Source organism: Enterobacter sp. JJBC (assembly GCF_036936505.1).
Taxonomy (GTDB): domain Bacteria; phylum Pseudomonadota; class Gammaproteobacteria; order Enterobacterales; family Enterobacteriaceae; genus Enterobacter; species Enterobacter hormaechei_C.
This window is the reverse complement of the sequence record NZ_CP136935.1, coordinates 1,297,325-1,311,884: the sequence shown is the minus strand read 5'-3', so window position 1 is coordinate 1,311,884 and position 14,560 is coordinate 1,297,325. Positions and strand designations below refer to the sequence as shown.

Annotated in this window: 11 protein-coding genes; 2 read left to right on the top strand and 9 right to left on the bottom strand. The window is 60.5% G+C overall.

Features of this window, described 5'->3' with window-relative positions; all coding sequences use genetic code 11:
• Positions 1–74: 74 nt before the first annotated feature.
• From entF to fes, 3 genes are read right to left on the bottom strand one after another with little or no spacing between them, the layout of a single operon-like run.
• Entirely contained in the window at positions 75–3,932 is a 3,858-nt protein-coding gene (gene entF, locus RY075_RS06240; protein ID WP_129318723.1) for an enterobactin non-ribosomal peptide synthetase EntF, read from the bottom strand.
• Positions 3,929–4,141, bottom strand: a complete 213-nt coding sequence (locus tag RY075_RS06235; protein ID WP_060579777.1) for an MbtH family NRPS accessory protein — start codon at positions 4,139–4,141, stop codon at positions 3,929–3,931. The genes entF and RY075_RS06235 overlap by 4 nt, the downstream gene beginning before the upstream one ends.
• 10 nt (positions 4,142–4,151) lie before the next feature.
• Positions 4,152–5,351, bottom strand: coding sequence for an enterochelin esterase (gene fes, locus RY075_RS06230; RefSeq protein ID WP_063401593.1), 1,200 nt, complete (start codon positions 5,349–5,351; stop codon positions 4,152–4,154).
• A gap of 146 nt (positions 5,352–5,497) precedes the next feature.
• On the opposite strand from fes, the gene RY075_RS06225 reads away from it, so the two are divergent.
• Positions 5,498–7,738 carry a TonB-dependent siderophore receptor gene (locus RY075_RS06225; protein WP_003858810.1) on the top strand — a complete coding sequence of 747 codons (2,241 nt, stop codon included), beginning with the start codon at positions 5,498–5,500 and terminating at the stop codon, positions 7,736–7,738.
• A gap of 81 nt (positions 7,739–7,819) precedes the next feature.
• Positions 7,820–8,509, top strand: a complete 690-nt coding sequence (gene entD, locus RY075_RS06220) for an enterobactin synthase subunit EntD (protein WP_232967326.1) — start codon at positions 7,820–7,822, stop codon at positions 8,507–8,509.
• On the opposite strand, the gene RY075_RS06215 is transcribed toward entD, so the two are convergent.
• From RY075_RS06215 to betT, 6 genes are all read right to left on the bottom strand, one after another.
• Complete coding sequence (locus RY075_RS06215) at positions 8,445–9,284, bottom strand: metal ABC transporter permease (protein WP_048209178.1); 840 nt, start codon at positions 9,282–9,284, stop codon at positions 8,445–8,447. The two genes, entD and RY075_RS06215, sit on opposite strands and share 65 nt — an antisense overlap.
• Positions 9,281–10,129 carry an iron/manganese ABC transporter permease subunit SitC gene (sitC, locus tag RY075_RS06210; RefSeq protein ID WP_022647369.1) on the bottom strand — a complete coding sequence of 283 codons (849 nt, stop codon included), beginning with the start codon at positions 10,127–10,129 and terminating at the stop codon, positions 9,281–9,283. Before sitC ends, RY075_RS06215 begins: the two co-directional genes overlap by 4 nt.
• The gene (gene sitB / locus RY075_RS06205) at positions 10,126–10,932 is read right to left on the bottom strand and encodes an iron/manganese ABC transporter ATP-binding protein SitB (RefSeq protein ID WP_032657506.1); all 807 of its coding nucleotides are present in this window, start codon (positions 10,930–10,932) and stop codon (positions 10,126–10,128) included. The genes sitC and sitB overlap by 4 nt, the downstream gene beginning before the upstream one ends.
• Positions 10,933–10,934: 2 nt before the next feature.
• The gene (sitA, locus tag RY075_RS06200) at positions 10,935–11,846 is read right to left on the bottom strand and encodes an iron/manganese ABC transporter substrate-binding protein SitA (protein ID WP_032657503.1); all 912 of its coding nucleotides are present in this window, start codon (positions 11,844–11,846) and stop codon (positions 10,935–10,937) included.
• A 211-nt stretch (positions 11,847–12,057) separates the two neighbouring features.
• Entirely contained in the window at positions 12,058–12,342 is a 285-nt protein-coding gene (gene nadS, locus RY075_RS06195) for a NadS family protein (RefSeq protein ID WP_325773903.1), read from the bottom strand.
• A 138-nt stretch (positions 12,343–12,480) separates the two neighbouring features.
• Positions 12,481–14,514, bottom strand: a complete 2,034-nt coding sequence (gene betT, locus RY075_RS06190; RefSeq protein ID WP_003858825.1) for a choline BCCT transporter BetT — start codon at positions 14,512–14,514, stop codon at positions 12,481–12,483.
• Positions 14,515–14,560 lie beyond the last annotated feature (46 nt).

The window sequence follows — 14,560 nt, the reverse complement described above, 5'->3', positions numbered from 1 at the left end:
CCCTCTCCCACAGGGAGAGGGAGCAAACCATCCCCTCTCCCCGTGGGAGAGGGTTAGGGTGAGGGGCATTTGCACTATCCTAAAATTTCCTTCAGTACCGGCCCAATTTTCTCAAACGCCTGCGGTGAAATAATATCCACGTGGGCGCAGTCCTGGCTGTAGACCTCCAGCTCGCCCACCCACGGCGCCCACGCGGCCTGAGGATCCAGGGTTCGCGTTCGCTCGGCGACAAACAGCGTCGCTTTACCGTCAAAGCGCGCGCTGTGTGCGGTGGTGAGCAGCCGCACCGCGTCGGCGTAGTTGCCCTCAATGGCGTTAAACAGCTCGCTGGAGCCCTGCCCCTGCTGGGCGGCGATAAACGCCTGACGCTCGCGCTCGATCTCTGCCAGCACCGCCGGGTCGAGGCCGTTGGCCTCTTTCTCCGCCCAGTTCTGGGTTTCCGGCGGCCAGGTATCCAGCAGGCCGAGGAACGCCACCGCTTCACCCTGCTCGCGCAGGCGGGCCGCAATGCCCTGCGCCAGCGTGCCGCCGAGGGAATAGCCGAACAGGTAATACGGCCCCTGCGGCTGCTGCTTACGCAACGTGTTCAGATGATGTTCGATCACCCCATCGAGATCCGCGCACTGCTGCATCGGGCCGTTTGGCCGCGGCGACTGAATGCCGACGATGGACCAGCGCGGGCTGAGGTAGCGCGCCAGGACGCTAAACTGCCAGGCAAAGCCGGACGCCGGATGGAAGCAGAACAGCGTCGGGCCGTTGCTTTCACGCAGCGGCAGAAGGGTTTCATACCCCAGACGCTGCGCCTGCTCGTCGCTCATCTGCGAGTCCAGCAGGGCGCTAAGCTTGCTTACCGTCGAGGCGACCATAATCTGCCCCGGCGTGACCTTACGGCTGAACGCACGGCTGAGCTGAGCCGCGAGGCGCATCGCCAGCAGCGAGTGGCCGCCGAGGGCAAAGAAATCGGCCTCGATATCGTTCACCGCGCAGCCCAGCAGGGAAGAAAACGCCTGCGCCACGGCCACTTCGGTTTGCGTCTCAGGTGCGCGACCGGAAGTTCTGCTGGTCAGCTCCGGCAGCGGCAGCGCCTTGCGATCCAGCTTGCCGTTGGCGCTTAACGGCAGCGCGCTGATTTGCAGCAGCACCACCGGCACCATATGCGGTGGCAGCTGGGCTTTGAGTGATGCAAGCAGCGCGTCGCGGTCCAGCGGTAAGCCAGATTCAGAAACCACGTACCCCACCAGCTGGCGGGCATCGCCACCCGTCGCCGCTGCCTGGTTGAACACGCAGGCGTGCGCCACGGCCTGCGCCACGTCCGGCAGCGCAAGCATCGCCCGGTCGATTTCACCCAGCTCGATGCGCTGGCCGCGAATTTTTAGCTGGTCGTCGCTGCGGCCCAGATATTCCACCGCGCCGTTATCCAGCCAGCGGGCAACATCACCGGTGCGGTACATCCGCTCGCCTGGCGCGAACGGGTCGGCGATAAAGCGGCTGGCGGTAAGGTCGGGGCGTCCCAGATACCCCTGCGCCAGCTGGATGCCGGTGAGATACAGATCCCCCGCCACGCCGAACGGCACCGGGCGCATCATCGCGTCCAGAATGCGCAGCCCCGTATTCCACACCGGGAAGCCGATCGGCACGCTGTTCCCTTCCACCGCCGCCAGCTCGGGGCCGTACGCCGGATACCAGCTGACGTCCACCGCCGCTTCGGTCGGGCCATAGAGGTTGTGCAGCGGCGCATGGGTGAGCTGTTCCCACTCGCGGCACAGCGCAGTCGGCAACGCCTCGCCGCTACAGAACACCAGCTTCAGCGTCCTGCAACAGTGGGCGTTTTCCGGCGTCAGTGAGGCGACGAACGCCGCCAGCATCGACGGCACGAAGTGGGTGGTGGTTACGCCATATTCTGCGAAGAAGCTCTGCATCGCCTGCGGATCGCGGTGCGCGTCCGGCTCGGCCATCACCAGCTTCGCCCCGGCGATAAACGGCCACCAGAACTCCCACACCGACACGTCAAAGCTGCACGGCGTTTTCTGCGCCACCACGTCATGCGCCGTCAGTGGATAATGATCCTGCATCCACTTCAGGCGGTTAACGATGGCGGTATGGCCGACCATCACCCCTTTTGGACGTCCCGTCGAACCGGAGGTAAAGATGATGTACGCGGTTTGCTCCGGCTTCGCCAGGCGCAGCGGTTCAGCACCCGAGGTCGGTAATAGTGTGTTGTAACTAAACGTCTCGACGGAGAGATCGCTAAAGCGCGGAAGCTGCTCGTCGGTGGTAATGAGCAGGGACGGCCTCGCATCCTCCAGCATCATCCGCAGGCGATCGTCCGGGTAGCCGGTGTCGAGCGGCAGCCACGCGGCGCCCGCCTCCACAATGCCGTGCAAGGCTAACGTCAGGAACACCGAGCGCGGAAGCGCCACCGCCACGCTGTCGCCCGGCTTCACGCCGCGCGCGCGCAGCAGGTTTGCCAGCGCGACCACCTGCTCGCGCATCTGGCGGTAGTTCAGTTCAGTATGGGCATCCGCCAGCGCGGGGGCGTCCGGCGTTTTGCTCGCCTGCTCCGCGACCAGATCCGCCAGCGTGGTGGACGGCAGCGCCAGCCCGGTATCGTTAATGCGCGCCAGCCGGGCGTATTCCTGCTCTGATACGGTTTCCACGTCGCCACAGCGCAGGTCCGGGTTGGCGGCAAACTGCGTCAGCATTGCGTTCAGCCGCACCGCGTGACCCTTTAGCGTCGCCTCGTCGTAACGCTGCCCGTTGGCGAGGATCTCAATGCTCAGTCCGCCCTGCTCGTCCGGGAACAGCGCAAGCTCCAGATCGTTCACCGGGCCGGTCGCCAGCGTGTGGGTAATGGCCTCCACGCCGTCGATATCCAGCTGATAATCGAACACCTTGACGTTCAGCACCGGACCAAACAGGGCTTCATCGCCTGCGGCACGTCCGCTGTCGCGCACGATCTGCTCGGCGTCGTAACGCTGATGGCGACGCATCTTTTTCAGCTGGTTCGCCAGGCGCAGCGCCAGTTCCGGCAGGCTCTCGTGCGGGCGAATATTCACCGCCAGCGGCAGGACGTTGAGCACCGGTCCGGTCGCGGTCAGCGCGGCGGAGCCCATGCGGCGCATAAAGATAAACCCGGCGGCGTAGTCCAGCCGTCCGGTCAGGCGGCCCAGCCACAGCACCACCAGCGCAAGCGCCAGATCGGTACGCTGCGCCTGGCCTGCCATCTGTGCAAGCTGGCTGAAAGCACGTCCGTCCATCGCCATTTTCAGGCGCAGGATGTCGGTGGTGGCGGCGTGTCCAGGCAGGGGCGCGGAAGAGAGCGAGACCGGAGAAGGAAGCTGTTGGCGCTGTTCGGCCCAGAAAGCACCGTCGCGCTGATACGCCTCACTGTCGCGATAGCGCTGATACTCCTCCACCACCTCGGCGAACGGGGTAAACGGGGAGGCGGGCGCGGGTTCCCCTTTCTGCCACGCAGCGTAAATGGCGGCGATCTGACGCGTAATGGCCGGGAAACTGAAGCCATCTACCACCAGATGATGATACCGCTGATACCAGTACCAGTGGCTTTCTCCCACTTGAATCAGCTGGTGAAACGCCAGCGGCTGACCGCTGTCGACGCGCAGGTTCTGCTTGAGATCGGCTTCCATCAGCGCCACGGCGGCGTCGTGGGAGTCAACGCGCACGATGGACGGCTCCGGCAGGAGCATGGCCTCATCGATCCACTGCCACACCTCACCGTGATCTTCGGCAAAACGCATCCGCAGGGTGTCGGCCTGCATCATGCCTTCAGCGATGGCTTTTGCCAGCAATGGCGCATCGATAGCGCCTTTCAGTTCGGTATAGTGCGCGACGCTCCAGGCGTTTGGCAGGGAGGAAAGCTGCTCTGCCATCCAAATCCCCGGCTGGGCGGCGACAAGAGGGAGACGGTTCATGCGCTCTCCCCCGCAAAATAAAACGGCTCAAGCGTCTGCCACTGTTCCGCCAGCCACTGCTGGCACGCCTCCTGAGATTGCGGTTCGCAGACCACGCGCCAGCCCGCGGGCAACTCGCACTGCTGCGGCCACAGGCTGTACTGCCCCTGGTCATTTTGCAAAATGGCGAACTGTCCCTGCGGATTATCGAAAGGATTGCTGAATTCCATACAGACTCCGTTATTGAATAAGCGGCTGCCAGAGGGTCATCAGCCCCTGCGTCAGCCCACCGCGCCAGCAAAGCGCATCGTGTCCGCCGTCAACCTGACGCCAGAAAACCGGTTGCTGAGTGTGTAGTTCGGCGAGGATCGCCTGGTTTGCGCGCAAAATAAGCGGCTCGTTGCGCCCGGCCTCAAGGACGATGCGCAGCCCGCGAGCGGTTTTTTCACCCGCTTTGAGTTGTTCGATGAGCAGCCCGTCCTGCTGCGCGCCGCGGTGCGGCCACCAGTAGGATCCGGACTGGCTGAGGATGCAGCCAAAACGCTGCGGCCAGTTGAGGCCCGCATAGAGGGAAGAGAGTCCGCCGAAGCTCTGACCCGCCACCACGGTATGGTCGGCGCGGTCGCTGAACGGGGCCATGCTTTTCACTTGCGGGAGAAGTTCTTCCTGCACTGCCAGCCAGAAATCAGGGTTGCACGGCAGCTCGCGGCTGCGGTGTGCGGTGTCAATGACGTCAATTAAGACATAAACCGCAGGCGGCAGTTTGCCTTCATGGGTGAGCGACGCCAGAGCAGGCCAGACGGGCATGCTTTCGGCCCAGAACTGCCCGTCAAGGAGCACCGCCAGCGGGCGCTCGGGGCTTTCATCCCCGGTGGTAAAAATCCACACGCGGCGACGGTTCTTCAGACGCGCGCTGTGCCAATCAATACAGACAGGCTTATTGTAAGGGGTATCGGGATGGTTCCAGCCGGGCTGTACGGGCGCCTCCGGCATCTCCAGCGCCGAGACGGCGTGCCCGCGCCCGCCGCGCCAGCTCTGCGGATTCAGCGGGTCGGACACCGCGTGCGGCAACAGTTTACGCCAGCCTTCGCGCAGCGCCATGCGGTCCGGCTGCTCGCCTTCAAACACTGCATCGGCAAAATCGTTTTCGTTATCGGAGGGGATAAAACAGTAGCTGCCGCGCCATTCGGGGCTGAACTCGCCCTGCCACTGCCAGACGTCGGTATCCGGGATACGTTCAAGGGATTGCGGACGGGCATTTTGATGGTGATCGGTCACGCCGGTGACGTAGAGCCAGACGCGTTTCACCGTCGAGGTTTTCTGCGTTCCCGCCGGGTCCCGCCACCAGAATGTCACGCGATAGTTTTCCTGATGACGTTCCCGTTCCGGCCCGTTTTTCGCCTGCCACCACGCTTCACTTCCGGTTGTTAACGCCGTCACCCTTATAACCCCATGTTTAACAGTCTTTTTTGTTTCAGAGCAAATTTTATTGATAATATTATTGATAACTATTTGCATTTGCAATAGCGTAATGCCCGCGCTGTGGGAAGCGCGCTCATTAAATAACCATAAAAGCGGGACGTACAATGAATAAGAAGATTCACTCTCTGGCCTTGCTGGTCAATTTAGGGATTTATGGTGTCGCGCTGCCCGCCATGGCAGATGACAATACCGCCTCCGCGCAGCACGAAGACACAATGGTGATCACCGCCGCCGAGCAGAATTTGCAGGCGCCGGGCGTGTCGACCATCACCGCCGATGAGATCCGCAAAAACCCGCCAGCGCGCGACGTGGCGGAAATCATCCGCACCATGCCGGGCGTTAACCTGACCGGCAACTCCACCAGCGGCCAGCGCGGGAACAACCGTCAGATTGACATTCGCGGCATGGGCCCGGAAAACACCCTGATCCTGATCGACGGCAAGCCGGTCACCAGCCGCAACTCCATCCGTCTGGGCTGGCGCGGCGAGCGTGATACCCGCGGCGATACCGGCTGGGTCCCGCCGGAGATGATCGAGCGCATCGAAGTGATCCGTGGCCCGGCTGCTGCCCGCTACGGTAATGGTGCGGCGGGCGGCGTGGTGAACATCATCACCAAAAAATTTGACGACCAGTGGCACGGCTCCTGGAACACCTACCTGAACGCGCCAGAGCATAAAGACGAAGGTTCCACCAAACGCACCAACTTCAGCCTGAGCGGCCCGCTGGGCGGGGATTTCAGCTTCCGCATGTACGGTAACCTGGATAAAACCCAGGCCGACGCGTGGGATATCAACCAGGGTCACCAGTCTGACCGCACGGGCGCTTACGCCAACACCCTGCCCGCAGGCCGTGAAGGTGTGGAAAATAAAGACATCAACGGCGTGGTGCGCTGGGACTTCGCGCCGATGCAGTCGCTGGAGTTTGAAGCGGGCTACAGCCGCCAGAACAACCTGTATGCGGGCGACACGCAGAACACCAACAACGACAACGCGCTGGTGAAGAAGAACTACGGTAAAGAGACTAACCGTATCTATCGTCAGAACTTCGCCGTGACCTGGAACGGCGGCTGGGATAACGGCATCACCACCAGCAACTGGGCGCAGTACGAGCACACCCGCAACTCTCGTCTGGGTGAAGGGTTGGCGGGCGGTCTGGAAGGCCTGTTCAACAGCAATAAATTCACCGATACCGATCTGGCCGACGTGATGCTGCACAGCGAAATCAACCTGCCGATTGATTTCATTGTGAACCAGAACCTGACGCTCGGCACCGAGTGGAACCAGCAGCGCATGAAGGACTCAACCTCCTTTACACAAACCCAGCAGGGGGGCACCATCCCGGGCATGAGCGAAGATCGTAGCCCGTACACGTCAGCGGAGATCTTCTCCCTGTTTGCCGAAAACAACATGGAGCTGACCGACAGCACCATGCTGACCCCTGCCCTGCGCTTCGACCACCATACTATTGTGGGTAATAACTGGAGCCCGTCCCTGAACCTGTCGCAAGGTCTGGGGGATGACTTCACCCTGAAGATGGGCATCGCGCGCGCCTATAAAGCGCCAAGCCTCTATCAGACCAACCCGAACTACCTGCTGTACAGTAAAGGCCAGGGCTGCTACGCCAGTTCCGACGGCGTGGGCTGCTACATGATGGGTAACGACGATCTGAAAGCGGAAACCAGTATCAACAAAGAGATTGGCCTGGAGTGGAAACGCGACGGCTGGCTGGCTGGCGTGACCTGGTTCCGCAACGACTATCGCAACAAGATTGAAGCGGGCTACGCGCCGATTGGCCAGACGTCCACCGGCAAAGTCACCACCGATATCTACCAGTGGGAAAACGTGCCGAAGGCGGTAGTGGAAGGTCTGGAAGGCTCCCTGAACGTGCCGGTCAGCGACACCATCAACTGGACCAACAACATCACCTACATGCTGCAAAGTAAGAACAAGGAGACCGGCGATCGTCTGTCGATCATCCCGGAGTATACGCTGAACTCTACCCTGAGCTGGCAGGTACGTCAGGATGTCTCATTGCAGTCGACCTTCACCTGGTACGGCAAGCAGCAGCCGAAGAAGTACAACTACAAAGGTCAGCCGGTGACCGGGTCTGAGAAAGACGAAGTCAGCCCCTACAGCATCGTTGGCCTGAGCGCGACCTGGGACGTGACCAAAAACGTCAGCCTGACCGGCGGCGTGGACAACGTCTTCGACAAGCGCCAGTGGCGCGCGGGTAACGCCCAGACCACGGGTAATACCACGACGGGTGCGTATATGTACGGCGCGGGTGCGTATACGTATAATGAACCGGGTCGCACCTGGTACATGAGCGTAAATACGAGGTTCTGATACAGGCAGTGACTTCCCCCTCTCCCTGTGGGAGAGGGCCGGGGTGAGGGCATCAGGCCGCACAATACAGAAGGAAAAGCCATGCACACCACCCACAGCACATTTTCTCTCGCTGGCCACACCCTCCACCGCATCACCTTCGACCCCACCACCTTTACGGACGCCGATCTCCTCTGGCTCCCCCACCACGCCCAGTTGGCTAACGCCGGACGTAAACGCAAGGCTGACCACCTCGCAGGACGCATCGCCGCCGCGCACGCCTTGCCTGACCACACCGTTCCCGCCATCGGCCCCAGCGGGGAACCGCTCTGGCCGCAAGGAATTTCCGGCAGCATCACCCACAGCGGCACGCAGGCGATAGCCGTCGTCACGCAATACCCGGCGCTTATCGGCATCGATTGTGAAACGATCCTCTCCGAAAACGAAGCCAGGGAAATCAAAGACGGCATCATTGATACACAGGAAGAACCTGTGCTTTCCCGCATGGGATACCCGTTCGCCCTCGCCCTGACGCTGGTCTTCAGCGCCAAAGAGAGCCTGTTTAAGGCCCTCTTTCCGCAGGTACAGGCCTGGATGGGTTTTGACTGCGCCCGCGTTACCAAGCTCGACGACAAGACGCTCACGCTGGCATTGACCCGTCAACTGGCAGGCTTTGAGGAAGGCACCGCCTTCCCCCTGCACTGGCAGCAGCACGGCGAACAGGTCATCACTCTGCTGTCATACGCTCCTGGCGACGAGCCTTCACGCTGGTCACCACAAACGTCACGATAAACACCATCGCGAACAGGACCACAATGGTCGGCGCAGGCGCGCTGTCGAGATAAAACGAGGCATACACGCCGCTTACCGACACCAGCGCTGAAACGGCGACCGCCACCAGCAGCGCCATGTGAAAGCGTCGGGTAATCAGCACCGCCACCGCGCCGGGGGCAATCAGCAGGGAAATCGACAGAATGATCCCCACCGCTTTCAGCGTCGCCACAATGGTCAGCGAAACCATGCACAGTAAGCCGTAGTGCAGCCAGCGGGTGCGCAGGCCACTCGCCTGCGCCTGCTGATAGTCAAAGCAGAACAGCAGAAAATCGCGCCACTTCAGGCCAATCACCAGCGCAATCATCCCCGCGACGAGACCGCTTTGCAGAATGTCCATCCCGTTAATACCCAGCATATCGCCGAACAGAATGTGGTCGAGATGCACCTCAGGTTTGACAGCGATATAGAGGATCAGCCCGGCGCCGAACATGCCGGAAAAGACGATCCCCATGACCGTATCCTGTTTGATGCGGCTGTTATCCTTCAGGTATCCGGTGGCGACCGCGCAGAACAGACCGGCCACGAACGCGCCCAGCGCCAGCGGCAGGCCCATCATCCAGGCCAGCACGACGCCGGGAAACACCGCGTGGCTCATGGCGTCGCCCATCAACGCCCAGCCTTTCAGCACCAGAAAAACCGACAGCAGCGCGCAGGGCACGGCCACCAGGAGTGAAATCAGCAGCGCGTTGTTCATAAACGCAAACTGGAAGGGTTCGAGGAGCAGCGTCATCATGGGTGTGCCTCCCGCGCCCGACGACGGCTGGCAAGCAGTCCGTGCTTCGGCGCAAAGACGAACGCCAGCAGAAACAGCAGCGTCTGGGCGACCACGATAATGCCGCCGGTGGCGCCGTCCAGGTAATAGCTGGCCCACGCGCCGAGGAAGCTGGTGATGCTGCCAATGGCGACGGCAATCATCAGCAGGCGCGGGAAGCGGTCGGTCAGCAGCCACGCGGTCGCGCCGGGCGTGACTACCAGACAGATCACCAGAAACGCGCCGACGGTTTGCAGCGCCGCCACGGTAGAGACCGCCAGCAGCGTGAAGAAGAGAATTTTCAGGCGTTCAGGACGCAGGCCGATGGCGCGGGCGTGGTTCTCATCAAAAAAGGTCACCATCAGATCTTTCCATTTGAACAGCAGGATAACTATCGACACCACGCCGATAATCGCCAGCTGGACGATATCTTCGGGGGCGATAGCCAGAATATTGCCGAGGACGATGGTCTGAATGTTCACCGAGGTCGGGTTGAGCGAGACCATAAACAGCCCCAGCCCGAAAAAGGAGGAGAAGATCAGCCCGATAATGGCGTCCTCCTTCAGGCGGCTGCGCTGGTTGAGAAACAGCATGCTGCCCGCCGCCAGCCCGCCCGATAAAAACGCCCCCAGCGAGAACGGCAGCCCGAGCATGTAAGCGCCCGCTACGCCCGGCACGATGGAGTGCGACAGCGCATCGCCGATCAGCGACCAGCCTTTAAGCATCAAATAGCAGGAGAGAAACGCGCACAGCCCGCCCACCATCGCCGAGACCCACATCGCGTTGAGCATGTACTCGTAGCCGAAGGGTTCGAGAAGCGCGTTCATTTGGCCTCCTGTCGGTGCGTCACGAAGGGGCGCTCGTCGTCGGTTATGATGCGATCTTCCGAGCCGCTGAGCACCACGTGGCGCAGCACGCCGCTGAAGGCGCGCTCAAGATTCTCGGCGGTAAAGGTGATATCCGTCGGGCCGCTCGCCAGCACGGTGCCTTTGACCATCACCGTGTAATCGCAGAATTCCGTGACCGAGCCCAGATTGTGGGTCGAGACCAGCATCGTTTTACCCTCGTCACGCAGCTCCCGCAGCAGGCTGATGATCCTGGCTTCGGTTTTGACGTCCACGCCGGTAAACGGCTCGTCGAGCAGGATCACCTCGCCCTGCTGGGCAATCGCACGGGCCAGAAACACGCGCTTCTTCTGCCCGCCGGACAGCTCGCCAATCTGCCGATGACGCAGCTCGAGCATATCCACACGCTTCAGGGCGTCGGTGACGATCTGCTTATCGCATTCTTTGGGACGACGCAGAAACCCCATATGCCCGTAGCGGCCCATCATCACCACGTCCTCGACGAGCACCGGAAACGACCAGTCGACCTCTTCCGACTGCGGCACGTAGGCGACCAGGTTCTGACGCAGCGCCCGGTGAGGCGGCAGCCCCAGAATGGAGATAGTGCCGCTCGCCGCCCGCACAAACCCCATCACCGCCTTAAACAGCGTGGACTTGCCGGAACCGTTCACCCCCACCAGGGCAGCAATCGATCCGCCCGGCACGCTGAACGACGCGTCGCGCAGCGCCGTGTGGCCGTTGCGGTAGGTCACGGTCACGTCGGTTACAACAATACCTTTCTGCATGATTACTCCTTCATCCCGTCGCGGATGCCCTGCACCAGCGTGCGGGTGGTGACGTTCAGCAGATCGATATAGGTTGGCACCGGGCCGTTTTCCGCGCTCAGAGAGTCGACGTACAGCACGCCGCCATAGTGGGCGCCGGTTTCACGCGCCACCTGACGGGCGGGCTTATCGGAGACCGTGCTTTCGCTGAACACCGCCGGAATGTGATGTTTTTTCACCAGATCGATAACCTTGCGCACCTGCTGGGGCGTGCCCTGCTGATCGGCGTTGATCGGCCACAGGTAAAGCTCCTTCAGGCCCAAATCCCGCGCCAGATAGGAAAAAGCCCCTTCGCTGGTCACCATCCAGCGTTTGTCTTCCGGTATCTCCGCGACCTGCTTGCGCAGCGGTTCGAGAGTGGCGGTGATCTTCTGCTTGTAAGCATCAGCGTTGCGCTGATACGTCTGTGCGTTGGCCGGATCGTACTTCACCAGCGCGTCGCGGATGTTATCGACGTAAATCAGGGCGTTGTCCGGCGACATCCACGCGTGCGGATTGGGCTTGCCGTTATAGGGCCCTTCGCTGATGCCCATCGGGGTGATGCCTTTGGTGACCACCACCTCCGGCACACCGTTCAGATGCTGATAAAAGCGCTGGAACCACAGCTCCAGGTTCATGCCATTCGCCAGGATCAGCTGCGCCTTCTGCGCGCGTTTGATATCGCCCGGGGTGGGCTGGTATTCGTGAATTTCCGCGCCCGGTTTGGTGATGGAGGTGACCTCTGCGGCATCCCCCGCCACGTTTTTCGCCATATCAGCGATAACGGTAAAAGTGGTGATGACCTGGAACTTTTCAGCCGCCAGCGCGCCCGTGGTGGTCGCGGTCATGAGCAGCGCGCCGAGCAACAGACGCTTCAATCCTTGCCGTGGATGCATCGCAGAAGTCTCCTGAGGTGATTAAAATCAAAGCAAAATTAGCCTGTGCTATAAGGTATAGCACAGGCTATATTTAAATGAAAATAATTATCATTAAAGTTGTGTCAACGGAGGGAGAGCCTGATGGCGCTTCGCTTATCAGGCCTACGGTAAAGCAGTTTTGGAGTTTTGTTGGCCGGGTAAGCGCAGCGCCACCCGGCATAAGGGCGACTCACTGCCCGGCAAGTGCCTTATAAAATGCAGGATTCTCCCGAATCACATTAAGTGCCTTCGCCGCCAGCCCGGTTGGGTTGCGACGTTTAGACTCCCAGCTCTTTATCGTATCGACGCTCGTGCCAAGCGCCTTCGCCATTTCGCTTTGCGTGATATTGAGCTGCTCTCTGATGGCGCGCACATCAGCAACTTCATAGCGGGTTATTCTGGAAGCTGCTTTCCTTCCGCTGTGGATCTCAACCGCCTCTTCAAGCGAAGTTTTAAGTTCATCAAAGATGCTCATTTTATACCTCGGAACAACATAAAGGCGTACATAGTACACCTCTAGTAAAAGATATAATAAGCACTATTCGAAAAGTACAGGGCCAGATTCATAACAATCTGGCCCCTTAACTTTCACGCACTTTATTCAGATCAAACTTTAGACATCCGGGAACATCACGCTATTCCCCGGTGCTTCCCTGTGCAGATGGATAAAGTTCAGGTGCCGTTCATACTGGTCCAGAATGTCCGTAATCACCTGCTCCTTGCTGTAATCCATCAGATCATTCCCCTGGCTGCCTTCCAGCAGGAAGGTCTCCAGCCGGTAGTAGGTCGACTTCCCGCTGCGCGCCCGGTAGGTGAACCCGGGCACCGAATACTGCTGCGGCCAGATCTGATAGACAAAGTTCTGCTCGTCGCCCATGTGCACCAGCAGATCCAGGTGCCCCAGATTTTCGCCCTCTTCCGGGGGCAGGTTTTTCAGCTCCACGTAGGCGCCACGCAGCTTCAGCTCCTGGGCCACCTCTTCCATCGCCGGGAAACAGACCGTCTCCATCATCTGTTTGGTGTAGCGCGTACCGGGGTAATTCATCAGGCGCGAGAGGCGTTTTTTCCAGCTCAGCCTGTCCTGCGCGCCCAGCGGACGCGGGGCGGTGTCGCGGCTGGCGCTGACGCGGCGGTAGTCTTCCACCTTAAGCGATTTATACAGCCCGGCCATCACGAAGAAGATCACGAAGCTGAACGGCAGGCCCATGATCACCGTCGTGTTCTGCAACGCCGAGATACCGTTGGTCATCAGCATGCCGAGCGTCAGCAGGCCGATGGCGACGGACCAGAAGATGCGCAGCCAGTTCGGCGCGTCGCTGTTAATGTCCTTGAGCTTCGAGGTGAAGTTCCCCAGCACCAGCGCGCCAGAGTCCGCCGAGGTGACGTAGAACAGCAGGCCGGTAATGGTCGCTACGGACGCGCTAAAGGTGAACGCCGGGTACTGCGCCAGCAGGCTGTAGAAGCCGCGCTCCGGGTGCGCCATCGCTTCCTGGGCAAAAGTCGCATTGCCGTGGATGATCTCGTGCAGCGCGCTGTTGCCGAAAATCGACAGCCACAGCAGGGTAAAGGTGAACGGGATAATCAGCGTGCCCATCACGAACTGACGGATGGTCCGCCCACGCGAAATACGCGCCAGGAACAGGCCGACAAACGGCGACCACGCCACCCACCACGCCCAGAAGAACAGCGTCCAGTTGTTCATCCACTCTGTCGGACGGTCAAAGGCGAAGCTGTTCAGCGTCATGCCCATAAAGCGGTTCACGTAATCACCCACGTTCAGTACCAAAGCATTGAGCAGGAACGAGGTGTCGCCCATAAACAGCACGAACAGGATCAGCCCCAGCGCCAGCGCGACGTTCAGTTCGGAGAGCACGCGAATCCCTTTATCCACGCCGGAGGTCACCGAGATGGTGGCGATAATCACCGACAGCGCAATCAGCGCCGCCTTCGCCGCCATCGAATCCGGGATGTCAAACAGCACGCTCAGCCCGTAGTTGAGCTGCACCACGCCAATTCCGAGCGTGGTGGCGATGCCGAAGATGGTGCCGATCACCGCCGCAATGTCGACGCTGTGGCCAATCGGACCGTTGATCTTTTTGCCGAAAATCGGGTACAGCGCGGAGCGGATGGTAAGGGGCAAATTATAACGATAGCTAAAGTATCCGAGCGCCATGCCCATCAGGGCGTACATCGACCAGCCCGTCAGGCCGTAGTGGAACAGCGTCCAGACCATCGCCTGGCGCGCGGCCTCCATCGTCTGCCCTGCCCCTTCCGGCGGCTGCATATATTGCGTGACCGGTTCCGCCACGGAGAAGAACATCAGGTCGATGCCGATGCCTGCGGCAAACAGCATTGCGGCCCAGCTCAGCAGGCTGAACTCGGGCTTGGACTGCTCTGGCCCGAGCTTTACCGAACCGAAGCGCGAGCAGGCAATGCAGACCACGAACACGATGTAAAGCGTCGCGGCCAGCAGATAGTACCAGCCGAAGGTCTTTGACACCCAGTCCAGAGTGCGCCCAATCCACTCGGCAGAAAAATCACGAAAGAAGATGGTCGTCAGGGAAAACAACAAAATCAGCCCGGCGGACGTATAAAAAACGACCGGGTTGATTTTGTCTTTTTCTCTGTCTTGTGAAAGGTCTGTCATCCAGTATCCCCACTGTTTTTGTAACTATTGAAATCCAAAATCGCAA

Bases quoted from the DNA above. Each gene is read 5' to 3' on its own strand.
- entF (WP_129318723.1), bottom strand. From the start codon at position 3,932: ATGAACCGTCTCCCTCTTGTCGCCGCCCAGCCGGGGATTTGGATGGCA.
- RY075_RS06235 (WP_060579777.1), bottom strand. From the start codon at position 4,141: ATGGAATTCAGCAATCCTTTCGATAATCCGCAGGGACAGTTCGCCATT.
- RY075_RS06225 (WP_003858810.1), top strand. From the start codon at position 5,498: ATGAATAAGAAGATTCACTCTCTGGCCTTGCTGGTCAATTTAGGGATT.
- entD (WP_232967326.1), top strand. From the start codon at position 7,820: ATGCACACCACCCACAGCACATTTTCTCTCGCTGGCCACACCCTCCAC.
- RY075_RS06215 (WP_048209178.1), bottom strand. From the start codon at position 9,284: ATGATGACGCTGCTCCTCGAACCCTTCCAGTTTGCGTTTATGAACAAC.
- sitC (WP_022647369.1), bottom strand. From the start codon at position 10,129: ATGAACGCGCTTCTCGAACCCTTCGGCTACGAGTACATGCTCAACGCG.
- sitB (WP_032657506.1), bottom strand. From the start codon at position 10,932: ATGCAGAAAGGTATTGTTGTAACCGACGTGACCGTGACCTACCGCAAC.
- sitA (WP_032657503.1), bottom strand. From the start codon at position 11,846: ATGCATCCACGGCAAGGATTGAAGCGTCTGTTGCTCGGCGCGCTGCTC.
- nadS (WP_325773903.1), bottom strand. From the start codon at position 12,342: ATGAGCATCTTTGATGAACTTAAAACTTCGCTTGAAGAGGCGGTTGAG.
- betT (WP_003858825.1), bottom strand. From the start codon at position 14,514: ATGACAGACCTTTCACAAGACAGAGAAAAAGACAAAATCAACCCGGTC.